The sequence below is a fragment of the Rhizobium binxianense genome (assembly GCF_028994275.1).
Lineage (GTDB): Bacteria > Pseudomonadota > Alphaproteobacteria > Rhizobiales > Rhizobiaceae > Rhizobium > Rhizobium binxianense.
In genome coordinates, this window is record NZ_CP118713.1 from 1,438,605 (window position 1) to 1,462,914 (window position 24,310).

General features: G+C 62.1%; 25 protein-coding genes. 8 read left to right on the top strand and 17 right to left on the bottom strand.

All coding sequences use genetic code 11. The annotated features are described in order from the left end of the window. Positions 1-14: 14 nt before the first annotated feature. On the bottom strand, positions 15-524 hold the full coding sequence (locus PO860_RS07170; protein WP_273881877.1) for a DUF1203 domain-containing protein: 510 nt from the start codon (positions 522-524) through the stop codon (positions 15-17). 78 nt (positions 525-602) lie between these two features. On the opposite strand from PO860_RS07170, the gene PO860_RS07175 reads away from it, so the two are divergent. Next, positions 603-839 (top strand): hypothetical protein, encoded by a 237-nt coding sequence (locus tag PO860_RS07175; protein ID WP_183607610.1) that lies wholly within the window; start codon positions 603-605, stop codon positions 837-839. 30 nt (positions 840-869) lie between these two features. Here PO860_RS07175 and PO860_RS07180 read toward each other — a convergent pair whose 3' ends face one another. The 4 genes from PO860_RS07180 to PO860_RS07195 are packed head-to-tail and all read right to left on the bottom strand — an operon-like array spanning position 870 to position 4,105. Next, complete coding sequence (locus tag PO860_RS07180; RefSeq protein ID WP_275035358.1) at positions 870-1,430, bottom strand: GNAT family N-acetyltransferase; 561 nt, start codon at positions 1,428-1,430, stop codon at positions 870-872. Positions 1,431-1,435: 5 nt separating this feature from the next. Then, positions 1,436-2,305, bottom strand: a complete 870-nt coding sequence (gene sseA, locus PO860_RS07185) for a 3-mercaptopyruvate sulfurtransferase (protein WP_273881875.1) — start codon at positions 2,303-2,305, stop codon at positions 1,436-1,438. Between the two features lie 18 nt (positions 2,306-2,323). Further along, positions 2,324-3,061, bottom strand: a complete 738-nt coding sequence (locus PO860_RS07190; protein ID WP_183607607.1) for an alanyl-tRNA editing protein — start codon at positions 3,059-3,061, stop codon at positions 2,324-2,326. A 6-nt stretch (positions 3,062-3,067) separates the two neighbouring features. Next, entirely contained in the window at positions 3,068-4,105 is a 1,038-nt protein-coding gene (locus PO860_RS07195; RefSeq protein ID WP_183607606.1) for a cysteine synthase A, read from the bottom strand. 226 nt (positions 4,106-4,331) lie between these two features. On the opposite strand from PO860_RS07195, the gene PO860_RS07200 reads away from it, so the two are divergent. Continuing rightward, the gene (locus tag PO860_RS07200; protein ID WP_273881873.1) at positions 4,332-4,991 is read left to right on the top strand and encodes a ChrR family anti-sigma-E factor; all 660 of its coding nucleotides are present in this window, start codon (positions 4,332-4,334) and stop codon (positions 4,989-4,991) included. A gap of 98 nt (positions 4,992-5,089) precedes the next feature. Further along, entirely contained in the window at positions 5,090-5,923 is an 834-nt protein-coding gene (locus PO860_RS07205; protein WP_183607604.1) for an SDR family NAD(P)-dependent oxidoreductase, read from the top strand. On the opposite strand, the gene PO860_RS07210 is transcribed toward PO860_RS07205, so the two are convergent. From PO860_RS07210 to PO860_RS07220, 3 genes are all read right to left on the bottom strand, one after another. Continuing rightward, positions 5,924-7,183, bottom strand: coding sequence for an SAM-dependent methyltransferase (locus PO860_RS07210; protein ID WP_183607603.1), 1,260 nt, complete (start codon positions 7,181-7,183; stop codon positions 5,924-5,926). A 175-nt stretch (positions 7,184-7,358) separates the two neighbouring features. Then, the gene (locus PO860_RS07215; RefSeq protein WP_275038231.1) at positions 7,359-8,807 is read right to left on the bottom strand and encodes a cryptochrome/photolyase family protein; all 1,449 of its coding nucleotides are present in this window, start codon (positions 8,805-8,807) and stop codon (positions 7,359-7,361) included. Between the two features lie 175 nt (positions 8,808-8,982). Further along, the gene (locus PO860_RS07220; protein WP_273885258.1) at positions 8,983-9,309 is read right to left on the bottom strand and encodes a hypothetical protein; all 327 of its coding nucleotides are present in this window, start codon (positions 9,307-9,309) and stop codon (positions 8,983-8,985) included. Between the two features lie 201 nt (positions 9,310-9,510). On the opposite strand from PO860_RS07220, the gene PO860_RS07225 reads away from it, so the two are divergent. After that, positions 9,511-9,825, top strand: a complete 315-nt coding sequence (locus PO860_RS07225; RefSeq protein WP_275035360.1) for a hypothetical protein — start codon at positions 9,511-9,513, stop codon at positions 9,823-9,825. Between the two features lie 44 nt (positions 9,826-9,869). Here PO860_RS07225 and PO860_RS07230 read toward each other — a convergent pair whose 3' ends face one another. Further along, positions 9,870-10,355 (bottom strand): Lrp/AsnC family transcriptional regulator, encoded by a 486-nt coding sequence (locus PO860_RS07230; RefSeq protein WP_126909760.1) that lies wholly within the window; start codon positions 10,353-10,355, stop codon positions 9,870-9,872. Between the two features lie 138 nt (positions 10,356-10,493). Between PO860_RS07230 and PO860_RS07235 the strand changes: the two genes are divergently transcribed. Both PO860_RS07235 and PO860_RS07240 read left to right on the top strand, forming a co-directional pair. After that, on the top strand, positions 10,494-10,913 hold the full coding sequence (locus PO860_RS07235) for a DUF2000 domain-containing protein (RefSeq protein ID WP_275038232.1): 420 nt from the start codon (positions 10,494-10,496) through the stop codon (positions 10,911-10,913). A 131-nt stretch (positions 10,914-11,044) separates the two neighbouring features. Beyond that, a complete protein-coding gene (locus PO860_RS07240; protein ID WP_275035362.1) occupies positions 11,045-11,722 on the top strand; it encodes an HAD family hydrolase in 678 nt (225 codons plus the stop codon). A 36-nt stretch (positions 11,723-11,758) separates the two neighbouring features. On the opposite strand, the gene PO860_RS07245 is transcribed toward PO860_RS07240, so the two are convergent. The 8 genes from PO860_RS07245 to PO860_RS07280 all read right to left on the bottom strand — a co-directional run bounded on the left by PO860_RS07245 (position 11,759) and on the right by PO860_RS07280 (position 22,065). Then, positions 11,759-14,416, bottom strand: coding sequence for a nitrate reductase (locus PO860_RS07245; protein ID WP_275035363.1), 2,658 nt, complete (start codon positions 14,414-14,416; stop codon positions 11,759-11,761). Continuing rightward, positions 14,417-14,767 carry a nitrite reductase small subunit NirD gene (gene nirD / locus PO860_RS07250; RefSeq protein WP_097618964.1) on the bottom strand — a complete coding sequence of 117 codons (351 nt, stop codon included), beginning with the start codon at positions 14,765-14,767 and terminating at the stop codon, positions 14,417-14,419. A 4-nt stretch (positions 14,768-14,771) separates the two neighbouring features. Beyond that, positions 14,772-17,222, bottom strand: a complete 2,451-nt coding sequence (nirB, locus tag PO860_RS07255; protein WP_275035364.1) for a nitrite reductase large subunit NirB — start codon at positions 17,220-17,222, stop codon at positions 14,772-14,774. 17 nt (positions 17,223-17,239) lie between these two features. Then, positions 17,240-18,508, bottom strand: coding sequence for an MFS transporter (locus tag PO860_RS07260; RefSeq protein ID WP_275035365.1), 1,269 nt, complete (start codon positions 18,506-18,508; stop codon positions 17,240-17,242). 480 nt (positions 18,509-18,988) lie between these two features. Beyond that, the gene (locus PO860_RS07265) at positions 18,989-20,269 is read right to left on the bottom strand and encodes a CmpA/NrtA family ABC transporter substrate-binding protein (protein ID WP_275035366.1); all 1,281 of its coding nucleotides are present in this window, start codon (positions 20,267-20,269) and stop codon (positions 18,989-18,991) included. Positions 20,270-20,303: 34 nt separating this feature from the next. Then, on the bottom strand, positions 20,304-20,891 hold the full coding sequence (locus tag PO860_RS07270; protein WP_018241751.1) for an ANTAR domain-containing response regulator: 588 nt from the start codon (positions 20,889-20,891) through the stop codon (positions 20,304-20,306). Positions 20,892-21,062: 171 nt separating this feature from the next. After that, on the bottom strand, positions 21,063-21,692 hold the full coding sequence (locus PO860_RS07275) for a glutathione S-transferase family protein (RefSeq protein ID WP_273881863.1): 630 nt from the start codon (positions 21,690-21,692) through the stop codon (positions 21,063-21,065). A gap of 7 nt (positions 21,693-21,699) precedes the next feature. Then, positions 21,700-22,065: an ArsR/SmtB family transcription factor gene (locus PO860_RS07280; protein ID WP_018241752.1), complete on the bottom strand. Its 366-nt coding sequence runs from the start codon at positions 22,063-22,065 to the stop codon at positions 21,700-21,702. Between the two features lie 219 nt (positions 22,066-22,284). Here PO860_RS07280 and PO860_RS07285 point away from each other — a divergent pair, with 219 nt between their 5' ends. Together PO860_RS07285 and PO860_RS07290 are read left to right on the top strand one after the other, a co-directional pair. Continuing rightward, positions 22,285-23,148: an ABC transporter substrate-binding protein gene (locus tag PO860_RS07285; protein ID WP_273885267.1), complete on the top strand. Its 864-nt coding sequence runs from the start codon at positions 22,285-22,287 to the stop codon at positions 23,146-23,148. A 14-nt stretch (positions 23,149-23,162) separates the two neighbouring features. After that, complete coding sequence (locus PO860_RS07290; RefSeq protein ID WP_273885268.1) at positions 23,163-24,293, top strand: LLM class flavin-dependent oxidoreductase; 1,131 nt, start codon at positions 23,163-23,165, stop codon at positions 24,291-24,293. The last annotated feature ends 17 nt before the right edge of the window (positions 24,294-24,310 follow it).

Consider the following 24,310-nt stretch of genomic DNA (forward strand, 5'->3'; position numbering starts at 1 on the left):
TGCCTGTCTCCACGTCAGCTAAAGGCGCCGGTCTCCGCAAGGGTCGGCGCCTCTACCTTGTCGATCCGGCATTGAAAGCAATTGTTGCGCGCCGAGCGCACATGCACATAGGTGATATCAGATCGTCCCAGCAGCTCTTCGCCATAGGCGGGAATATCGCCGATAGCAGTCACCGCGCCGGTGCCGTAGACGATGCGGTCGTTCTCGCTGTAGCCGCGGACGATGAAATCCCGGCTCGTCGTCAGTACCGGCGGCATGATCTCTTCGGCGGTATAGCGTGCGCAAGGTTGCTTGTGCAGGAAGACCGGGCCGGTTTCGGCATAGGGCTGCAGCTTCGGGAAGGGCCGGTAGGCGAAGACCAGCAACGCCTCGCCGGCATCGATATTCTGAAGGCAATGGCGGCAGGGATGACCGGGACCATCGGAAACGATCGTCTCGGGCAGCCTGTCATAGGCGTCGCGGCCGCCGTTCCAGAGCTGTTCGGCGTCGGTCGTCGGCATGGCGACAAAACGAATGGCGGTCATGGCAGATCTCCTTTGTGATTGCCATGAAATGCACCCCGACGAGCGGGCAAGCCACCCGATTCTTGCCTGCGTCTGCATATGAGATCGCCGGGGAGCGAAAAGCGGAGTATCTTCTGGGCGAACGCTGTAAGCCGAAAGGAGAAGGCCTTGGCCGACGTCGATCTCGCACTTCTGGCGCAACAGAATGCTGAAATACTGGAAGAACTCAGGGCTCTGCGCCGGGAAGTAGCGGAACTGAAAGAACAGTCGGGCCGCACGCTCGATTTCGAGCGCCGCAACGACCCGCGCCGCCCGAACAGTCTGACGCAGCGTTAGCCATCTCCCCTTACCTCGGGAAAGAAGCTGTCAGCTTTTCCGCGCCATCTCCAGAAGCTCCTTGTCGCTCAGCGGACGCACAATCCCGGCGCCTGTGGACACTGGCGAGAAGCCGTACATCTGGTAGAGCTGCAGCGCGCGCGGGTGGTCGAGATTGTTGGTGGTGGTGGTGACCCGCTTCGGGTTGAGTGACCAGATGGCGTAGAGCGCCTGCAGCAGGAACCATTTGCCGATGCCGAGACCGAGCGCATGTTCGATCAGGCCGAAATGGCTGAGCTCGATCGTATCCTCGTCCTCGCAGAAATATTCGTAGAAACCGGCGGGCGCGCCATTCACATAAAGGACGCTGATATTGTTGCGCTTGTCGTTCAGTGTCCCGGCCAACTGCTCATCGCTCATGCGCAGCCGGTCCACCCATTGCCAGCGCGCGCCCACCTGCCGGTAGAGATAGCGATAGAAGGGCAGCGGGATCTGAGGCGCGCGCATGATCGCCGTCTGAATATTGACGGGCACCGGCATGCTCGCCTTCGGCGGCGCCGTCATTTCCAGCCGGGTGATGTGGGCTTTCAGCGAAGCGGGCGTCTTTCCCATGGCGATCAGGCTTTGACTGGCGTCGGCGGGCCGGTGACGACGGGCGTATCGTCACGGCTGCCCCATTCGCTCCACGAGCCGTCATAAAGCTTGTTGTCGTGATGGCCGAGCGATTCCAGCGCCAGCGTGATGATCGCGGCTGTTATCCCCGAGCCGCAGGAGGTGACGACGGGCTTGGAAAGGTCGATGCCGGCCTCCTCGATCGTCTGGCGGAGTTCCGGCAGCGATTTGAATCGGCCCTGGTTGGCGAAGGTACCGGAGGGCAGGCTGCGGGCGCCGGGCATATGGCCGGAGCGCATGCCGGCACGCGGCTCGGGCTCGGCGGCGGCGAAGCGGCCGGCGCTGCGGGCATCGGCGATCTGCATCGCGCCGCTCGCAACGATATCGCGCATCCTATCGAGCGTCACCACGCGGCTTTCGTCGAAGTCAGGCGTGAAGGTCGCCGGCGCATGGCTGGGCGTCGTCGTTTCGAGCCGACGGCCCTCGGCCTTCCAGCCATCGAGACCGCCGTCGAGCACGAAGACGTTTTTCGCGCCCATCACCCGGAACAGCCACCAGACGCGCGGCGAGGCGAACAGGCCGATGCCGTCATAGACGACGATGCGATCGTTCTCGCTGATGCCGAGCCGGCCGGCCTCAGTGGCGAAATAGTCGGGCGAGGGGATCGTGTGCGGCAGCGACGTCGAATGGTCGGCGATCTTGTCCTGGTCGAAGCGGATGGCGCCGGGAATATGGCCGGCCGCATATTCGGCATCGGCATCGCGCTTCTGCGCCGGCAGATAGAAGGAGGCGTCCAGCACGCGCAGATCCGGCTTCCCGAGCTCAGCCTGCAGCCAGTCGGCCGACACCACGAAACGGCTCTTGCTCTCACTCATTATGCTCTCCCTTGATGATCAGGCTTCGTCGCCGGGCGTGCCGAAGCGGATTCGGAAGCGCCGGTTCTCCTTGCCCTTTTTCTCGATCTTGGCGATATGGATCTGGCCGACTTCCTGCGTTTCGGAGACATGTGTGCCGCCGCAGGGCTGGCTGTCAATCGAGGAGTTCTCACCGATGCAGACGAGGCTGACGCGCCCGAGCCCAATCGGCGGGCGCACGTTCTTCGATTTGACGATGTCTGGATTGGCCGCCAGTTCCTCATCGGTGATCCACTGCAGATAGACCGGATGGTTTTCGGCGACCAGTTCCATCAGCTTTGATGTCACCTGGTCCTTGTCGATCGTTTCGGTCATGTCGAAGTCGACGCGGCTTTCCTCCTCGCCGACGGCAGCCCCGGTGATCGGATAAGAGCAGACGACGGATAGCAGGTGGCAGGCCGTGTGCATACGCATCAGCCTGTAGCGGCGCTGCCAGTCGACATGCAGCACCAGCGTCTCGCCGACTTCCGGGCGCGGCTCGTTTTCGAGCGGCACATGGATGACGATATCCTTGCTGGGTCCGTGCTTCGTCTGGCCGAGCGCGATCTTGGTGCCGTCGGCGCGTTCCAGCGCGCCGGTATCACCCGGCTGACCGCCTGATGTCGCATAGAAACAGGTCTGGTCGAGTTCGATGCCCCCGTCCTCGTGAACGGCGGTAACAACAGCCTCGCATGTCGAGAGATAGAAGTCGTCACGATAGAGGGCATTGACGGGCATGGGGTCTCACGCGGGTTCGTAGGGAACGTCTATCTCGGACGACTTGGCCATCCAGCCCGGAACGGGCAGTCCTTTCGAGGTCAGGAAATCCGGGTTGAAGAGCTTCGACTGATAGCGGTTGCCGTAGTCGCACAGGATCGTCACCACCGTGTGGCCGGGCCCGAGATCCCTCGCGAGTTTGACCGCGCCGGCAACGTTGATCGCCGTCGAGCCGCCGAGGCAAAGGCCCTCGTTTTCGACGAGGTCGAAAAGATAGGGAAGCGCTTCGGCATCGGAAACCCGATAGGAGAAATCGGGCGTGAAGCCTTCGAGATTGGCGGTGATGCGGCCCTGGCCGATGCCCTCGGTGATCGACGATCCCTCGGATATCAGCGTGCCGTTCTGGTAGAATTCGTAAAGTGCGGCGCCGTCGGGATCGGCGATGCCGATCTTGACGTCTGCATTGAAAGCCTTGAGGCCGGCGGCGACGCCTGCCAGCGTGCCGCCGGAACCGACAGAGCAGATGAAGCCGTCGACCTTGCCGTCGGTATCTTTCCAAATTTCCCTGGCGGTGGTTTCGATATGCGCCTGACGGTTGGCGACGTTGTCGAATTGGTTTGCCCAGATCGCCCCGTTCGGCTCGGTCTTCGCCAGCTGCTCGGCAAGCCGCCCGGACACTTTCACGTAATTGTTCGGGTTCTTATAGGCGACGGCCGGCACTTCGACGAGTTCGGCGCCGAGCAGCTTCAGCGCGTCCTTCTTTTCCTGGCTCTGCGTTTCCGGGATGACGATGACGGTGCGGTAGCCGAGCGCTTTGGCGACCAGCGTCAGGCCGATGCCGGTATTGCCGGCCGTGCCTTCGACGATGACGCCGCCCGGGCGAAGCAATCCCTTCCGCTCTGCGTCGCGGATGATGTAGAGCGCGGCACGATCCTTCACCGATTGGCCGGGGTTCAGGAACTCCGCCTTGCCGAGAATGGTGCAGCCGGTTGCCGCTGAGGCGCCCTTGAGCTGGATCAGGGGCGTGTTGCCGATGGCTTCGAGGACGGAGGGGTGAAAGGTCATGGAATCTGCCTCTATTCGAACTCTTACTTTAGGAACGGTCTTTTCCCTTCACAAGGCTGTGTTGGCAAGAAATGCTATTCCACGCCTCTGTCGGACACGATAAAATTTGGCCTCCGTCCCCCGAAATGACGCATGGCCGGCAATCCCGCCTTGGGCGGGGTGATCCGAAGATTGACTTTCCCCGTACGGATGACGACAAAGCGACAACGGAGCCCGGCAACAGGGCGTGACCGAAACAGACATGGTTCACGAGCAGATCGACACGATCGATGCATTGATGGCGCATTATGTTGCCGGCTCCTTGCCCGAGCCGGCGCGTGTGCTGGTGCAGGCTCATCTTGAAATGAAACCGGACAATCGCGGCCTGGTGAACAGCCTCGAGCTGCTGGCGGGCGAAGCCCTGGAAAGCGTGCAGCAAGCTTCCATTGCCGACCGCAACCGGCGGCTTGCGGCGATTTTTGCCTCCGATTCTCCCATCATGGAGCCTGCTGCGATCGAGCGGCCGGAGTATGCCCTGTTTCCTCAGGCATTGCGCGATTTCGTCGGTTTCGAGGCCGAGGACGTGCCCTGGCGCACGCGGCTGCCGGGCTTCAAGGAGTATCCGCTCGACATGGACGGCTGCGAGGTCAATCTGATGTGGATCCGTCCGGGCCGCGCCTTGCCGGCACACACGCATAAAGGCATGGAACTGATCCTCATCCTCGACGGCGCCTTCAACGATGAGCGCGGCCGTTTCGGTCCCGGCGACATCTCAATTGCCGACGAGACGGTCGACCACCGGCCGGTCGCCGAAAAGGACAGACCTTGCATCGCCTTTGCCGTTTCGGACGGGCCGGTCAGGCTGACGGGATCCTTTCGACAGATGATCGGCGACCTGATCGGCTGAAAGCAGCCACAATGGTGTGATAGAGCCGTAAATCCGGGAGGAGCAGTGAACTTCCGGACCTGTTTCGTGTTGATCAGGCAGAGCCGGAGGAACATGTCATGCGTGATTTCATCGCCCGTCCCGAACATGGAATCGTCTGGATCACCGGGGCGAGCTCGGGTATCGGCCGGGCGCTTGCGCTGAAGCTCGCGGCCGAAGGATACAAGGTCGCGGTCACAGCCAGAAGTCACGAAAAGCTGGTCGAACTGCAGGCCGAGGCCCGCGGCCTTTCCGGCAGCATCGTCGTTCTCGACGGCGACGTCACCGATGCCGAGGACATGGAACATGTCATGGCCTCCATTGAATATGAACACGGCACGCTCGCCATGGCGATTCTCAATGCCGGCGTCTGCCTGCCTGTTCATGCCGAGGATCTGAACCGCGCCGATTTCGACAAAAGCTTTGCCGTCAATCTTTCCGGCGTCGTCAACTGCCTGTTGCCGGCGATCGGTCATATGAAGGCGAAAGGGCAGGGGCAGATCGCCATCGTCTCCTGCGTCACCGGCTATGGCGGCCTGCCGACGGGTGCGGCCTATGGCGCCACCAAGGCGGCGTTGATCAATATGGCCGAAAGCCTGAAATTCGATCTCGATAAGATCGGCATCCGCATCCAACTCGTCAGCCCGGGTTTTGTCGATACGCCGGCGACGAGGAGGAACGCCTTTGCGATGTCAGCCTTGGTATCGGTCGAGGAGGCCGCCCGGCAGATTGCCGCCGGCCTGAAATCGCAGGCCTTCGAGATCACCTTCCCCAGGCGCTTCATCACCATACTGAAACTCGCGCGCCTGCTTCCCTATGGCGCTTATTTCCCCCTGGTGAACCGCGTCACCGGCTGGCGGGAGCGGCGGTCATCGACTGGCCATCATCCGGCGACACCACACCCGGCGGAATGATCAACGGCGCGAGAACACAACCTGGCGCACATCGATATTGCGGGCGCGGAAGCCGGCCTCGCAATAGAACAGATAGAATTCCCAGAGCCGCTTGAAACGCTCGTCGAAGCCCATCGGGCGGATGCGCTCCCAGACCGACCAGAAGCGCTCGCGCCATTCGGCAAGCGTGCGGGCATAGTCGAGCCCGAAGCCGAAATCCTTGACCAGCGACAGCTCGACCTTGCCGGCGAGTTCAGCGAGATGATTGCGCGTTGGCAGCATGCCGCCGGGAAACACGTATTTCTGGATGAAGTCAGGATTGCCGCGATACTGGTCGAAGGACTCGGGCTTGATCGTGATGATCTGCAGGCCGGCCTTGCCGCCCGGCTTTAGGCATTGCCTGAGCTTGGAGAAATAGGATGGCCAGTATTTCTCGCCGACCGCTTCGAACATCTCGATCGAGACGATCCGGTCATAGAGTCCGGTCTCGTCGCGGTAATCCTGGAAGCGGAATTCGACGCGGTCGCCGAGGCCGGCCTTGCGGATGCGCTCCTCGGCAAAGACGAGCTGCTCGCGGCTGATCGTCAGCCCGGTCACCTTGCAGTTCAGCTCGCCGGCGGCAAATTCGGCAAAACCGCCCCAGCCGCAGCCGATCTCCAGCACGTGATCGCCGGGACCGATGCCGGTCGCTTCGGCGAGCGCGCGGTATTTGGCGTTCTGGGCCGATTGCAGGTCGTTGGCGCCGGTGGAATAGAGTGCCGAGGAATAGGTCATGCTCGGATCGAGCCATTCCCTGTAGAAATCATTGCCGAGATCGTAATGGGCTGAGATGTTGCGCTTCGAGCCCGTCCTGGTGTTGGCATTCATCCAATGGCGCATCCGCTCGAAGAGGCGGCCAAGGCCGCCCTTGCCATGCGCGTAGCTGAAGGCGGCTTCGCCGTTAACGAGAAAGAGTTCGAGGAAGGCGGCGATGTCGGGGCTGTCCCAGTCGCCGTCCATATAGGTTTCGGCAACCCCGATCGTGCCGCTCGCCAGCGCCCGATAGGCAAGGTTCCAGTTGTGGAGGCTGAGTGCCGCCTTCGGCCCGGCCTTCTTGCCCTCGACCAGCAGCCTGCGGCCGTCGGGGAGGGTCACGGCAAGCGAACCGTGCTGCATGTGCAGAAGTCCACGCAGCGCCAGCCTTGCCTTGAAGGGCAGGCCCTTCACCATGCGGGACATGTTTTCGGCCGTCAGCGTCACCGCGTCACGAGCCAGCAGATTCCAGTCCTGCGCCTTGCTCATCTCTCCTCCTCCCGCATTTTCCTGCCGGTTAGGGACGACGAAGCACCCGTTATGATATGCGCGGCCGCCCCCCCCGGCCATTGTATCGAAGGCTACTGCATAATTGCTCAAATCGGAACCGATTTAAGAGAAGATCATAAGAGCAGTTCAATGGAAGCGGGATCGGCGTGCGCGTTCAGGCTGCACCCCTCGTGGCGTTGTAGGCGGCGAGCGCGCGGTTGCGCGCACTGGCATGGTCCACGATCGGTTTCGGATAGGTTTGGCCAAGCGTGACGCCGGCCTCGTCGAGCATGCTCTTCGGCGCCTCGAACGGCCTGTGGATGTATTTTGCCCCGAGTTGTCGAAGCTCCGGCACGTAAGCTTTGACATAGCTGCCGTCCGGATCGAAGGTTTCGCCCTGCAGCACCGGATTGAAGATCCGGAAGAACGGCGAGGCATCGGCGCCGGAACCCGCCACCCACTGCCAGCTTGCCGCGTTGTTGGCGGGATCGGCATCGACAAGCGTGTCGCGAAACCAGGCCTCGCCCCGGCGCCAGTCGACCATCAGATCCTTGATGAGGAAGGAGGCGACGATCATCCGCACGCGATTGTGCATCCAGCCATGCCGCCAGAGCTGGCGCATGCCGGCGTCGACGATCGGGTAGCCGGTCAGCCCTCGGCGCCACGCCTCGAAATCGTCATCGTCATTGCGCCATTCGAAGCCGTCGAAACGATCGTTCCAGTTGTCCGAGGCAAGACGCGGGAAATGGAAAAGCAGGTGATAGGAGAATTCGCGCCAGGCGATCTCCTTGCGGAAATGCACGATGTCGGCCGCCGGCACCCGTTTCGACAGACCACGGGTCGCGTCCCATATGCGGGCAGGGGAGATCTCGCCGAGCGCCAGATGTGGCGACAGCATCGATGTCGCCTGCTTCGCCGGATAGTCGCGGTTTTCCTTATAGCCGTCGAGCATGTCCTCGACGAAGGAACGGAGCTTTTCCCGCGCGCCTTGCTCGCCGGGCGTCCAGAGATCGCCAAAATCCCTCGCCCAGTCCGGCTTCGTCGGCAGCAGTTTCCAGCTCTCCAGCCTTTCCGATTTCGGAAGCGGCGATGCCAGCCGCAGTTTCGCCGGCGCCTCCAGCGGCGGCTCCGGTTCGCCGGCGCCCTCCAGCGCGTGCCAGAAAGGCGTATAGACACGGTAGGGGGTGCCGCTGTCGGTCATCAGCCGGGAAGGTTCGTGCAGCAGCTGGCCCCCGAAGCTTCTCGCCTCGATCGCCTGCTTGTCCAATTCGTGCTCGATGCGGATGTCGACGGCGGTGCCGGATGGATCGTAGCGCCGGTTCCAGAAGACGGCTTCGGCGCCGCTCTCTCTGATGATAGCACGAAGAACCTCGAGCGCCTCGCCGCAGGCAAGCACCAGCCGTCCCTGGCGCCTGCGCAGCGCTCTGTCGAGCGCTGCCAGCGAATGATGCAGCCACCAGGCCTGCGCGGCCCCGAGCGGACCGGTATGGACCGCGGGCTCGCTGATATAGAGGAGGATGACCGGCCGCCCGGAGAGATGGGCTGCATTGAGAGCCTGGTTGTCGTCAAGGCGCAAATCCTTGCGAAACCACAGAATGACCGGTTTTGCCGTGTCCTTTGCCAATGAGTCCGTCCCTGCTCGTGTTCTTTCAACCTGCTACGGAGGTACGGAACGGCCGGATTAAAAGTTTCATCCGGAAGAAGCAGCGTTCGTCGCTGCCGGGACATGAAAAGGCCGGCGTGAACCGGCCTTTTCCAAGCGTGGCGCACCGCGCGACATGCTTGAAGCGTAGAAATGCTTAGTTGTCGTATTCGCGGCAGGCTTCGCTGATCGAGGCGCCGCTCTGGCCGCCACGCGTGTCGACGCCGGACATCTGCTGTGGCATGCCGGGGCATTCCATCGTTTGCGGCTGTCCGATGCTCTGTGTCGTCATCGGATCGACCGGCGCCGTGCGCACCGGATACATGCCATTGTCGTCATTGGTGTAATCGGACGAGTAGTTGCCCGAACTCGGATCGGTCGAGCCGCCATTGGTCGGCCCGATCGGATCGGGGTTCGACTGGGCAAAGGCCGACGATGCCAGGCCGAGCACAAGCAGCGAAGCGGCGATAAGGGATTTGGTCATGAGGATATCCTCCGTTGATTTTCATCTTGGATGACCATGGCGTAACTGCCGGGTGGAATCATTGTTCCGAAATTCGCGAAAAACTTGCACGCCGACCTTGCATGGTTACGCATAAACCTTAACGGCCGAAGCCGCTGGATCGCCGCCGCTGCCTGCCTTAGTGACCTGATGAAACGCTAAATTCAGCAGCATGAGGCCGCTATGTTCGTTTCCCCTCGCGAGGCCGCAGATCTCGGTCTGCAGATTGCGCTTGCGCTCGCCTTGACGGCAAGCGGCATGGCAATCGCGTCCTCTGCCTTGGGCGGGGAGAAGGCCGCTGTTTCCCCGATCGACCTCAGCCGCCCCTCCTTGTGGACCGCCGTCCCGATGCGCGTCGACCCGACGACACAGGCCTCCCTGCGCGCCGACGCTCCCGCCGAGGTGGAACTCGCCGGCGCCCGCAATGAACAGTGCCACGACCGGATCGGCCTGCGCCTCTCCTGTGACCTGATCGCCACCGCCAGCACAGCTTTCTAGGCCGACGGCCTCTTCGGAGCCGCCTGGGAAGCAGGGGCTGTGCCTCAGCGCGAGCGGCCGGTGGCCGATAGCTGCACGGGCAGGATGGTCGATGCCTTGATGTCCTTCAGCACGAACATCGTATGCATCTCTTTGATGCCAGGCAGGCGGCGGATCACCGTCATGGCGAATTCGGCATAGTTGTCGAGATCGGTGGCAACCACTTGCAGCAGGAAATCAGCCTCGCCGGCGACGGAATAGCAGGCGATGACCGCTTCCAGCTCGCCGACCTCGCGCTCGAAACGCTCGGCCTCGTCATGGGAATGGGTATCGATCTGCACACGTACGAAGGCGAGGACACCGAGGCCGACGGCGCGGCGATCGACGAGGGCCTGATAGCCGCGGATGACACCGGACTCTTCGAGCCGCTTTACTCTGCGCCAGCAGGGCGAGGTCGACATCCCCACGCGTTCCGCCAGCTCCTGGTTGGTCAGCCGTCCTTCGCTCTGCAGCGCCTTCAATATGCGGATATCTCCCGGCTCGAATTCCATGATCGGTAGGCCCTTTCCAGTTTTATTGATATTCGGGAAGATCCTACCAAAATCGCCGGCGAGACGACAGGAATAGGCAGGATATTTCCCTGGCTTTCGATAGGTTGGGGAGGTCGAACGAGGAAGGGAGAATGAGGGATGACGGGTGAGGACTGGCGTGTCGCGGTGATTGTCGAGCCGGGGCTGCCGGCCGGCGAACTCGCCAATACGGTCGCCGTGCTGTCGATCGGCCTCGGCGCCGCAGCCCCCGCGCTTGCCGGTGCGCGGCTGACCGACCAGGCCGGCCGGATATTTCATGTCAGCGCCAACAAGCCGGTGCCGGTGCTGCAGGCGGCGGCCGTGGATCTGCGATCGCTGCTGCTGAAGGCCTTGCCGGCGCCTGATGGCGCCCTGGTCGTGCCATTCCCGCGTTTTGCCGGCGCCCTGCACGTCTATGCCGAATACGAGGCTTCGATACCGCAACGCGACCTGTCTTCGGAAACCATAGACGGCGTCGGTCTCGCCGGTCCGACGAAGTGGATCCGTTCGCTGACGGGTTCACTGAAGCTGCTGCGTTGACGCATGCGGCCAAGGCTTGCCGCGGCGTATAGACCGGCCCGTCCCTGCCAAAGCTTGCAAAAGGCGACGATTTGCCGTTTCATCGGGCGATAGCGACAACCATCCGATGCTCTTCCTTAAAGGATCCGCCTTTGTCCCTGCCGATGCCCCGCGGCTTCGAGAAGCCTTATGCCGCCTTCCTGTTCGATATGGACGGCACCATCCTCAATTCGATCCGGGCCGCCGAGCGTGTATGGAGCGACTGGGCGAGACGCCATGGGCTCGATGTCGCGGCCTTTCTGCCGAAGATGCATGGATCGCGCGGCATCGACACGATCGCCCGGCTGAATCTGCCCGGCGTCGATCCCGAACATGAATCCAGGCTGGTGACCGAGGCGGAAATCGCCGATGTCGGCGATGTCGTTGCTATCCCGGGTGCTGCGGCATTTCTGAGCGCACTGCCGCCCGATCGCTGGGCGATCGTCACCTCCTCGCCCTTGCGCCTTGCCCATCGGCGGCTGGAGGCGGCAGGCCTGCCGCTGCCGAAATTCATGGTGACGGCGGAGGACGTCAAGGTCGGGAAGCCCGATCCGCAATGTTACATCTTAGGCGCCGAACGCCTCGGCGTCGGCACGCAGGACTGCCTGGTGTTCGAGGATGTCAAAGCCGGCATCACCGCCGGCGAGGCAGCGGGCGCCGATGTCATGGTCGTCACCGCAACCCATCACCAGAAGATGGAAACGTCGCATCCGACCTTCTCATCCTATGATGAGATTTCGCTCCGCATCTCCGCCGACCGCAGAATGCTGATCGTTCCCAACGCGGCCTGACATCAGTCCGGCCGCGTTATCGCGTCCTTTGCGCTTTCACTCGGCGGCGGCAGCCAGACAGCGATCGATGATCCGGCCGATTTCGCTGCGGCAGGAGCCGCAATTGGTTCCGGCGCTGGTTTCCTTGCCGACCGCCTCGACGCTGTGGCATCCGCCGCGCACCGCGGCGGCGATCTGGTTGACCCCGACACTGAAGCAGGAGCAGACGGTGGCGCCTGGATCCGGCCTGCCGGCGCCGGGGCGGCCTGCAACGAGCGCAAAGCGTTTCCGGAGATCGCCATGCGAGGCTGAAAGCTGCGAGATCGCCCAGTTGCGTGCGACGGCGACGGGCTCGCGTGCCAGAAACAGCGCGGCAAGCAGGACCTCGGCATCGAAGAAGGCGAGCCTAAGGTCGCCGGATTGCCGGTCGGCATAACCCAGCGGCTCGATTTCATCGGGAATGGCGAAAACCGCCCGGCACCAGGCCGTCCAGTCTTCGACGGCCTCGGTGAAGGCAAGCTCCAGCCGCCAGCCGCCATCGGCTTTCGCCAGCGCCCAATAGGCCGCATCCGGTGTTTCCGGTTTTGTCGCCGAGACGGCGAAGCCGTAATGCGTGGCGCGGAAGGGCCGGACGGCGACGGCGACGTTCTTCGACGCCGGCTGGCCGGAAACGGGATCGGTGATCGGCGCGACCACGGCGTCGATCCGTGCTTTGGCCGCGAACTGGTCGTTCCAGTGCATCGGCGCAAAGATGCCGCCGCGGGCCTGGCGATCGGTCACCAGCGCCCGGACGATTGCCTTGCCATACGGACTGTCGATCTCGACGAGACCGGCGCTCGATATGCCGGTCTCGATCGCGTCGCGTGGATGGATCTCCGCGAAAGGTTCGGCGATATGGGCGGAAAGCCGTGCGCTCTTTCCGGTGCGGGTCATCGTGTGCCACTGGTCGCGAATGCGCCCGGTATTCAGCGTGAAGGGGAAGTCGGCATTGGTGCGGTTCGTTTCGGGTGGCTTGACCGCGACAAAACGCGCCTTGCCATCGGCATGGTAGAAACCGCCCTCGGCGAAGAAGCGGGTGACGCCGGCTTCGGTCCCTGCCGCCTGTGGCCACTGGAAAGGCGACAGCGCGTCATAGACGTCCCCGCTCATGCCGGCGCGCGCGCCGATATCGAAATCGCGGCTGCCGTTATTTTCGAAGGCGGAAAGGGCGGCATGTTCGGAGAAGATCTCCACCGGCGCGTCGAAATCGAAAGCGGCGGCAAAGCCCATCCGGCGTCCGACCTCGGCAAGCTGCCACCAGTCGGCTTTCGCATCGCCGGGGAGCCCGAGAAACGGCCGCTGCCGTGAAATGCGCCGTTCGGAATTGGTGACGGTGCCGTCCTTCTCGCCCCAGCCGAGCGAGGGTAGAAGCACATCTGCATGCCGGGCCGTATCCGTCTCTCTCCGGATGTCCGAGACGACGACGAAGGGACAGGCGGCGATCGCCCTTTCGACGCTGTCGGCATCCGGCATCGAGACGACCGGATTGGTGGCCATGATCCAGAGCGCCTTGATGCGCCCGTCGGCCACCGCACGGAACATGTCGACCGCCTTCAGGCCGGGTTTTGCGGCGATGACCGGCGAATTCCAGAAGCGCTGCACCCGGTCGCGATCGTCAGCATTTTCGATTGCCATATGAGCTGCCAGCATGTTGGCAAGGCCGCCGACCTCGCGCCCGCCCATGGCGTTCGGTTGGCCGGTCAGCGAGAACGGCCCCATGCCCGGGCGGCCGATGCGGCCGGTCGCCAGATGGCAGTTAAGGATGGCATTGACCTTGTCGGTGCCGGAGGAGGACTGGTTGACGCCCTGGCTGTAGCAGGTCACGACTTTCGGCGTCGTCTCGAACAGGCGGAAGAACTCCCGGATCTGCATGGCCGGCAGCCCGGTGCGTTCCAGGAGATCGTTGATATCAAGTGCTGCGGCCGCCGCAAAAGCGTCGCCGAAACCTTCGGTATGAGCGGCGATATAATTCTGGTCGATGGCCGGGCTTGTCGCGAGATGGGCAAGCAGTCCCATGAACAGCGCGACGTCGCCATCGGGTCGGATCGCCAGGTGCAGGTCGGCGATATCGCATGTCATCGTCCGGCGCGGATCGATGACGACGATCCGCAAGTTGGGCCGCGCTGTCTTCGCGGCGGCAAGCCGCTGGTAGATGACGGGATGACACCAGGCAAGATTGGATCCGGTCAGGATCACCAGATCCGCAAGTTCGATATCCTCATAGGTCCCGGGCACGGTATCGGCGCCGAAGGCGCGGCGATGCCCCGCCACCGAGGAGGACATGCAGAGCCTTGAATTGGTGTCGATATTGGCCGAGCCGATGAAGCCCTTCATCAGCTTGTTGGCGAGGTAATAATCCTCGGTCAGCAGCTGGCCAGAGACATAGAAGGCAACGGAATCTGGCCCGTGTTCAGCGATCGTTTCGGAGAAACGCCGGGCGACTAAGTCAAGCGCTTCGTCCCAGCCGCTGCGCTCGCCTGCAATTTCGGGATGGAGAAGCCGGCCGTCGAGATCGATGGTTTCGGCAAGCGCCGACCCCTTCGAGCAGAGCCGGCCGAAATTCGACGGATGCTCGGGATCGCCCTTGACGCTGACGGTTCCGGCCTCGTCGACCGTGGCGATAACGCCGCAGCCGACACCGCAATAGGGACAGGTGGTCTTGACCTCAGCCGCCATCTATTCCGCCGCCATCATCAGGCTTTCAAGCGCGATGAAGAGGGCGCCGTCCTCGTTGCGGACCGGTATGGTCCGCACCTCGCCCTGGTCGGCGCCGAGCGCCTTGCCGGTTTCGAGAGAAATCACCCAATTGTGCAGCGGGCAGGTGACGGCCTTGGCATGCACAATGCCCTGGGAGAGCGGACCGCCCTTATGCGGGCAGTGATCCTCGATGGCGAAGACCTCGTTTTCGGCCGTGCGGAAGACGGCGATCTTGCCCTGCGGCGTCTTCACGCAACGCGCGCCGCGCAGCGGAATATCGGAGATGTCACCGATCGGATGCCAGTTTTCATTGGGCCAGTTCATGTCCATCTCCTTACTCGGCTGCCTGCGGATAGCCGATCGTCGCCATCGGCTTGAACTCGTGCTTGTCCTTGCCGGAAACACGCTCCGACCAGGGATCGACCTGGGCAAATTTCTGGCTGAAGACGAAGCGGTCGTAATAGGCCTTGCGCTTTTCGGCATCACCCATGATCTGGCGGCGGATTTCCTCCAGGCCGACGCGCTTGGCCCACTTGTAGATGCGCTCGAGATAGCGGGCCTGCTCGCGGTACATCTGCGTCAGTGCCACGATATGCTCCAGCGCCTCGTCCTCGGTCCGGACAAGCCCAAGGACCTCCGTGCCCTTGATGTCGAGACCGGCTGCGCCGGCGAAATGGATCTCGAAACCGGAATCCACGCAGATCACGCCGATGTCCTTGCAGGTTGCTTCCGCGCAGTTGCGCGGGCAGCCGGACACGGCCATCTTCAGCTTGGCTGGTGTCCAGGAGCCCCACATGAACCTCTCGATCCGGATGCCGAGACCGGTGGAATCCTGCGTGCCGAAGCGACACCAGTCCGAGCCGACGCAGGTCTTCACCGTGCGCAGACCCTTGGCATAGGCCTGGCCGGAGACGAAACCGGCCTTGCCGAGATCGGCCCAGACGGCGGGCAGGTCTTCCTTCTCGATGCCGAGCAGGTCGATGCGCTGGCCGCCCGTGACCTTCACCATCGGAATCTCGAACTTGTCGACGACATCGGCGATGGCGCGCAGCTCGTTTGCATTGGTGACGCCGCCCCACATGCGCGGAACGACGGAGTAGGTGCCGTCCTTCTGGATGTTGGCGTGGACGCGCTCATTGATGAACCGCGACTGGTAGTCGTCGGCATATTCATCCGGCCAGTCGCAGACGAGGTAATAGTTGAGCGCCGGCCGACATTTGGCGCAGCCGCAGGAGGTCTTCCATTCGAGCTCCTGCATGACGGCAGGGATGCTCTTCAGACCCTTCGCCTTGATCAGCCGGCGGACATCGTCATGGCCGAGTTCGGTGCAGGTGCACATCGGCTGGACCGCAGCCGGATTGTAGCTGTCGCCGAGCGTCAGCGCCATGAGCTGCTCGACGAGGCCGGTGCAGGAGCCGCACGAAGCGGATGCCTTGGTATGGGCGCGCACGTCGTCGAGCGACGTCAGCCCCTTGCCCGAAATCGTCGAGGTGATTTTGCCCTTACATACGCCGTTGCAGCCACAGATCTCCGCGTCATCCGGCAAGGCTGCAACGGCCGCCATAGGGTCCAGCGGCGACCCTCCCTGATAGGCCTGTCCGAAGATCAGCGTCTCGCGCATCTCCGAAATATCGGTTGCCTTCTTCTTCAGGTCATTGAACCAGGCACCATCAGCGGTCTCACCGTAAAGTACGGTGCCGATGATCTTATTGTCCTTGAGCACCAGACGCTTGTAGACGCCGGCTGAAGCATCGCGCAGCACGATCTCCTCGCGGTCGTCGCCGTCGGCGAAATCGCCGAGCGAATAAAGCTCGATGCCGGTGACCTTGAGCTTGGTCGGCGTATCCGCGTGAACGAAGGCGGGCGAGCGATCGCCGGAGAGATGCGCGGCGGCGATACGGGCCATTTCATAGAGCGGCGCAACGAGGCCATAGACCATGCCGCCGACCTCGGCACATTCGCCGAGCGCGAGAATATCGCCATCCGAGGTCTGCATGCCGGCATCGACGACGATGCCGCGATTGACCGCGATGCCGGCGTCCTTCGCCAGGCCGACACTCGGACGAATGCCGACGGCCATGACGACCAGTGTTGCCGGGATGATGCGGCCGTCGTCAAGCTCGATGCCCTCGACCTTGCCGTTGCCGATAATCGCCTTGGTATTGGCCTTGCAGATGACCTTGATGCCGCGTTCCTCGACAGCCTTCTGCAGCAGATAGCCGGCGGCAGGGTCGAGCTGACGCTCCATCAGCGTCGGCATGACGTGCAGGACGGTAACGTCCATGCCGCGCTGGGCAAGGCCGGCCGCTGCTTCCAGGCCAAGCAGGCCGCCGCCGATGACGACAGCCTTTTCGCGCGACTGAGCGGCAAGCAGCATCGCCTGCACGTCGTCGAGATCGCGATAGGTGATGACGCCGGGAAGATCCTTGCCTGGAACCGGGATGATGAAGGGCACGGAACCGGTTGCGATCACCAGCTTGTCGTAGCTTTCGGTGACGCCGTGGTCGGAGGTGACGGTCTTGGCTTCACGATCGATGTTGACGATCTTGTGGCCCTTGTAGAGCATGATGCCATGCTTGATATACCAGCCGTCGCCGTGAATGATGATCTGCTCGTAGTCCTTTTCTCCGGAGAGAACCGGCGACAGCATGATGCGGTCGTAATTGACGCGCGGCTCGGCGTTGAAGATCGTAACTTCATAGCGTCCGGGCGCCTGCTCGAAGAGGTGCTCCAGCATGCGCCCGGGCGCCATGCCATTGCCGATGATGACAAGTTTTTCGGTCATATTTCCAGGTCCTTAGATCAGGTTGCAGCCACGGGCGCCGCGTGTCCTTGGCGCGACAGTTGCTTGACGGACAGGTGCATCCAGATGAGAGAGATCACGACGATCGCAAAGAGCAGCAGGAAGCAGCTGGACCAAAGGCCAGTCATGTCTTTAAGCAGGCCAAAGGCGATCGGAAGGATGAAGCCGCCAAGGCCGCCCATCATCCCGACGATGCCGCCGACGGCGCCGACGTTTTCGGGGTAATAGGCCGGAATGTGCTTGTAGACGGCAGCCTTGCCGAGGCTCATGAAGAAGCCGAGCACGAAGATGACGACGATGAAGATGACGGGGGTGATACCGAAGGCCGGACCCGTCCCGGCCCCAGAAGCAGCCGGCAGCGAAAGAATGAGGGTGGCCACGGCCGATACGGCAAGCATCGTATACATCACGCTGCGCGCGCCCTTCTTGTCCGACAGCACGCCGCCGAAGGCGCGGAAGATGCTGCCCGGGATGGAGTAGGCGGCCGCGATCATGCCGGCAGTTTCCAGGTTGAAGCCGTAGACGCCGACCAGGTAGCGCGGCAGCCACAGCGACAGGGCGACGAAGCCGCCGAAGGCGAAGAAATAGTAGAGCGAGAAGCGCCAGACCCGGACATTCTGCAGCGGCGCGAATTCCTCGGCAAAACTCCTGGAGGCGACGCGGCGTTCGCGGCGAAGGCGGTAGGCCGGATCATCGGTCGTGGTGAACCAGAAGACGATTGCCATCAGTGCCAGACAGACGGCCCAGATCTCCGCAACCGCCTGCCAGCCCCATGCGAGCAGCACAAAAGGGGCGGCGAATTTGGTCACGGCCGCGCCGACATTGCCGGCACCGAAGATGCCGAGTGCGGTTCCCTGCTTCTCCGCCGGGAAGAAAGGCGAGACATAGGCGACACCGACAGCAAAGGAACCGCCGGCCAGGCCGACGCCGAGGCCGGCAATCAACATCTGCGTATAAGTCTGGGCGTAGGAGAGCAGGAAAGTCGCCAATGCGGCGGCCAGCATGGTGAGCGTGTAGACGAGACGGCCGCCGTAGCGCCCCGTCCAGATGCCAAGAACGATGCGCACGAGCGAGCCGGTAAGGACGGGGGTGCCGACCAGCAATCCGAACTCGGCCTCGTTCAGCCCGAGATCCTGCTTGATGCGAATGCCGATGATCGCGAAGATCGTCCACACGGCAAAACAGAGGGTGAAGGCTACAGTGGAGATCCACAATGCTTTGGCTGGTTCGCCGGCCGACATGGGCAGTGCTTTCTCGATGACAGACATAACTTCTCCGAGGCTCGACAAGGTCGTGCCGATCCATCGCTGAGGGTTAAAACAAAAAGCCGCTGGTCAGGACGCGCATACACGAGGTGCGCGAAATATCCTGATCAGCGGCTTTGCTGGTGGCGCCCGCCGTTGGACGCCGAATATGTGGCCTTCTGGCCCATTTGCCTGGATGCAATCCTTAGGCCAGATTGCTCAGGCTAAAACCTATCTCTTCAATCTGAAGAGTAATCTTTGTGTCTTCTATAAACGCCTATCACACGCTCATTCTGCGCTGATCGCCATTGATCGGCGCAATATACCTCCTGCAAACTGCGTGCCAGTTTGTTGTCGTTTGTGTAAGTCGTTGACTGTAAATCATATTTTCCGAAAATATAACGGATGCTTGTTTTTCGGGCCGTCATCAGTCGTGCAAATCTTTTGTGCGCTTGTTGTGAGGCAGGCAGATCCTTGCTGGCGTTTTGTGCAGGCCGGCGTCAATCAGACCTCGTCGTCGGATATAAAGGGCAGGGCGCTTTTGACGGCAAAGCCTGCGACATAGTCCGGCAGCTTCGCCGGGTCGAAGACGTGGCCGTCCATGAAACGGTCGCCCTCGTCGGCACCCTCGATGCGGATATCGGCATCATCAGGTGTGTTCCTGTCGCCGAGAGCCGTCCGGTAGAGATCCGGACGGTAGGCGGAGGCGGCCGCCCTTGCCATGTTGAGGCTGACCTCGGCCTGTCCCCAGCGGATCATCTGGCTGTAGATCCACAGCGCCTGGCTCGGCCGGGGATAATTGGCGAAGCCGGAATGGAACATGAAATAATCGGCGATGATGCGGCGGTTACCCTTTGCATCGAGGCTGAATTCGCCGGCGAGTACACGGCGAATGATCTCGACGGGGGCAGCGATATAGCGGGGGTCGGCAAGAGCTGCCGCCAGCGCGTTGTGATTTTCCGCCTGGTCGCACCAACGGGCTGCCGCGTCGAGCGCCACGATCAGCCTGGAAACGGTTTCCGGATGGCTATCCGCCCAATCCGGCCGCATGCCGATCACCTTTTCCGGTGCCGACGGCCAGATATCCTGCTTGGCAGCGACGATGCGGCCGACGCCGCGCTCCGAAGCGACCATGTTCCACGGCGCACCGACGCAGAAACCGTCAATCGCACCGGCTGCCAGCGCATCCGAAGTCATGGGCGGCGGCACGACGACGAGCTTGACGTCCTTGTCGGGATCGATGCCGCCGGCCGCCAGCCAGTAGCGGAATTCGTAGTTGTGCGAGGAGAAGGGATAGGTGACGCCGAAGGTCGGCAGCGGCTCGCCGCGCGCTTTCATTGCCGCCAATGTTTTTGCCAGGGCGCGGGCATTGTCGAGCGCGCTTGCCGTTTCCGGCAATCCTGCTTCATCCCGCATCCTGTCGAAGAGCCGCGTCGACAGCGTGATCGCGTTGCCGCCGCGCCCCAGCGAAAATGGCGTGATCGTCGGTGAGGGATTGGAGCCGAGGCCGAGCATGGAGGCGACGGGCATCGGCGACAGCATGTGGGCAATGTCGAACTGGCGGAATGCCAGGCGGTCACGCACATTCGCCCAGGAGACGTCCTTGACGAGATCGAGCGTCAGGCCTTCCTTCCGCGCGAAGCCGAATTCTGCGGCCGCAATCAGCACCGATGCATCGACGAGCGGAATGAAACCGGCCCGCAGTACTTTCGGTCCTTCGTTGTTCACCCGCACGGGCGAGGGCATGTCGCCGCCGGAGTTGGAGGTCGTTGTCATCATATCCACTCCGGTTTCCTCCGGAAATTCATCAGCTCGGCCATTACATCAACAGCCCCGCGGCAGTGACGACGCTCTGGGCGATTTCCGACATCTTCTTCTTTTCGTTCATCGCTGTCTGGCGCAGCAGGGCGAAAGCCTCTTCCTCCGACAGGCCGCGCATCTTCATCAATATGCCCTTGGCGCGTTCGACCAGCTTGCGTTCCTCCAGCGCGGAGCGGGCATCGGCAAGCTCCCGCCGTAGCCGGTTGAAGGCATTGAAGCGGCTGACGGCCATGTCGAGGATCGGTTTGACCCGTTCCTTCTTCAATCCGTCGACGATATAAGCCGAGACGCCGGCATCGACGGCAGCCTCGATCGAGGCCGTGTCGGAGCGATCGACGAACATGGCAATCGGGCGGCTGACCGTGCGCGTCAGCTGGAACAGATGCTCCATCATGTCGCGGTTGGGATTCTCGATATCGATGATGATCACGTCGGGCATCAGCGTTTCGATGATTCGCGCGATGCCGTTGACCTCGTGGACCACGGTGACGCGCACATGCCCTGCCTCGCGCAGTCCTTCTTCGATGATGGAGGCGCGTATGGCATTTTCGTCGATCACCAGAATTGTCAGATCGAGATGCGTCATTGTCTATTCATGACGCACTGCAGCAATTTTGGCAAGGCGTTCGCCTGAAAAGTGTGCACAAATACGTGTGCGCAAAAAATAATCAAACTGCCGCACTTTCGGGCGGAATCAATACGCCGCGTAGCTTAGCCAGCAAAAATCGGCGAAGAATTGCTGACGGGCAAGGTCTCTTCAGGGCAGCGGTATGTCGGATGTGAAATGAGGAACGGCGTAACCGCGCTTGACCTGTGGTCGGGCGGCAAGCCTGAGATACCATTGCTTGACATGGGGAAAGGCGTTCAGGTCGATCTTGTGACGCTGGAAGCGGGAGACCCATGGCCAGACCGCCATGTCGGCGATGGAATAGGCGTCGACGAGGTAGTCGCGGCCTTCGAGCCGCGCGTTCAGCGTCTCGTACAGGCGGCGGGTGTCCCTGCGAAAGAGATCCTCCGCGAATGGCGCTTCGCCGCTATTGTAGGTCAGGAAATAATGGGCGTGACCGAGCGTCGGCCCGAAACCGCCCATCTGCCACATTAGCCATTCGATCGTGTGATGCCGGGCGGCACCCTGCCGGGGCAGGAAGCGGCCGGTCTTTTCGGCGAGGTAGAGCAGGATGGCGCCGGATTCGGCAAGCGTAATGCCGGTCTCGTGATCGATGATGGCCGGAATCTTGCCGCCTGGATTGATGGCGAGATAGTCTTGTTGGAATTGGTCCCCCTTGGTGATGTCGATCGCATGGGGGCGATAGGAAAGGCCGAACTCTTCGAGCGCGATGGATACTTTGAGCCCGTTCGGCGTGATCCAGGTATAGAGGTCGATCATCCCAGGTTCAATCGAACATCATTTCGTCGACCGGCAGCTTCGTCATTCCGAAGCGCCCGGTGACATCGTCGAGGCCGGAGAACATGTCCCTCAGAGTTTGCACGATCGTCTCGACGCGCGGGTCAATGACGCGATAGACGATCGCCTTGCCGTCGCGGCGTCCTTCGATCACACCGGCCTCGCGAAGCTCGCTCAACTGCTGGGAAAGCGTCGGCTGGCGGATACCGAGTTCGTCCTCCATCGCCGAGACCGGGGCTTCCGTCTCCATGAGATAGCAGACGATCGCCAGGCGGTTGGCGTTGGCGATCAGCTTCAGCAATTCGCTTGCTGCGCCGACATCGCGGCAGACTCTGGAGGAAACGGGCTTCGTCAACGGTGTCGTCCTTGAAGGTTCTATAAAAAAGTAAAGTGACGGCGCTGAATTTTCAACTCCGGCTCGCCCACTTCGCTCGATCTGGTAAAAGATTTCATCGCCTATCGATTTTATAGGATTTCAAAGGCGATTTTTTCCTGATGACGACAATCGCTTCCTCGCAATCAATTTATAAAAAAGTAAATTGACTGCCATGAGCCACGTTATCGGTCGCATAGAATGAAAATTGGTGTTCATCCCAATAATCTGCATCTTCGTCTCGCGCGGCTCTGGCCCGGCGCCTTCGCTGATCTGCAGCCGATATTCGTCTCCTATTCCGAAGGCCGCGATACCGCGGCGCTTCTGGAAAGTGGCGACATCGATCTCGGCGGCACCGGCTCGACGCCGCCGATCGAGGCGGATATGCGCGGGCTCGGCGTCGAATATATCGCCACCTCGGCGCCGCGCCCGGCCAACGGCGCCATCTTCGTCAGGAGCGACAGTCCGATCGGTTCCGTCGCTGAGCTGAAAGACCGCCGGATCTCGCTGATCGATGGTTCGTTTCACACCTATCTCCTGGCCCGCAGCCTGGAAGGCGAGGGGATGAGCCTGCCCGATGTCGAGCGGATCGAAAGCGGCGCGCGCGATTCGCTCGCCGACCTGCTCGAAGGGCGCGTCGATGCCTGGGTCGCCATGTCGCCACGTCTCGAAAAGGCGCTGGAGCGTGACGACGTCAGGTTGATCGTCCGTTGCGGCGCGGCCATTCCCAACCGTTCGCTTTTCTGGACATTGGAGCGGAACGGCCTTTCGGCGGCGGAGATCCGGGCAATCGTCTCCGAACTCAGCCGGATCGGCAACGAGATTGCTGCCGATCCCCGCACCGCCGCCAGACTTCTTGCATCTGGCGACCGCGGCGGATCTGGCGACCGCGGCGGAACGAATATCGATGCCTGGGAAAAGGTGGTGCGCTCGCGCGACTTCACGGTGTTTCCGATCGACGACGAGATCATTGCCGAACAACAGGAAGAGGCCGACACGCTGCTGCGCCACGGCCATTTCGACAAGCCCATCGTGCTGAAACGTCCGCTCGAAACCGTGAAATAACGAGGAATCAGGAGATGAACGTTTTCTGGTACATGTGCGCGCCCGACGGCGCCTATCCCTGGCAGCCGGAAGGCTCACGTCAGGTTGACTACGGCTACTACAAGCAGCTTGCCCAGGCCTACGATCATCTTGGCTACACCGGCGCCCTGTTTGCGACCGGCGCCCACGACGTCTGGGTGCTGGCGAGCGCGCTGCTGGCCCACACCGAGCGGCTGCGTTTTCTCGTCGCCATCCATCCCGGCCTCGTCGCGCCGACATTGCTTGCCAAGATGGCCGCGACCTTCCAGGAGTTCGCCCGCGGCCGGCTGCTGATCAACGTCGTCTCCGGCGACGCCAAGATGCTCGGCGCCTTTGGCATGATGCTGCCGCATGACGAGCGTTATGACATGGCGGACGAATATCTGCAGCTCTGGCACCGGCTCTTTGCCGGCGAGAGCGTCACCTATCAGGGCAAGTATTTCTCGACCGACGGCGCCAAGCTCGCCTTGCCGGTCGGCGAGAGCATCGCACCGCCGCCACTCTGGTTCGGCGGCTCGTCGGACAAGGCATTGGATGTCGCGGCAAGACATGTGGACACCTATCTCTCCTGGGGCGAGACGCCCGCCCAGATCGGCGAGAAGGTCGAAGCGGTGAAGGCGCGTGCCGCCCAATACGGGCGTGAGCTGGAATATGGCATCCGCCTCTATGTCATCGTTCGCGACACAGACGAAAAGGCCTGGGCGGCGGCGGCCGATCTCTATGGTCGCATGGATGATGCGGCGATCACCGCCAACCAGCGTTTCGTCGCAAGAAGCGATTCCGTCGGCCAGCAGCGCATGACCGCACTGCATGGCGGCCTCAAGCCAGAAAACCTGCGCGATCTCGAAGTCGCGCCGAACCTCTGGGCCGGCATTGGCTTGGTGAGGCCCGGCCCCGGCACGGCGATCGTCGGTTCGCCGGATACGGTTCTGCGCACGCTCGAAGCCTACCAGAAGGCGGGTGTCGATACTTTTATTCTTTCTGGCATGCCGCTGCTTGAGGAAGCCTATCGTTTCGGCGAAAAGGTGCTGCCGCGGCTCGATGTCAGCAGGGAGGTCTCGAAGGCGCGGAACTACACCTGGTCGACGCTCTTCGATCGCGATCTTTCGACCGTCAAGAATGCCTGATCCTCTCGCCAGAAGGT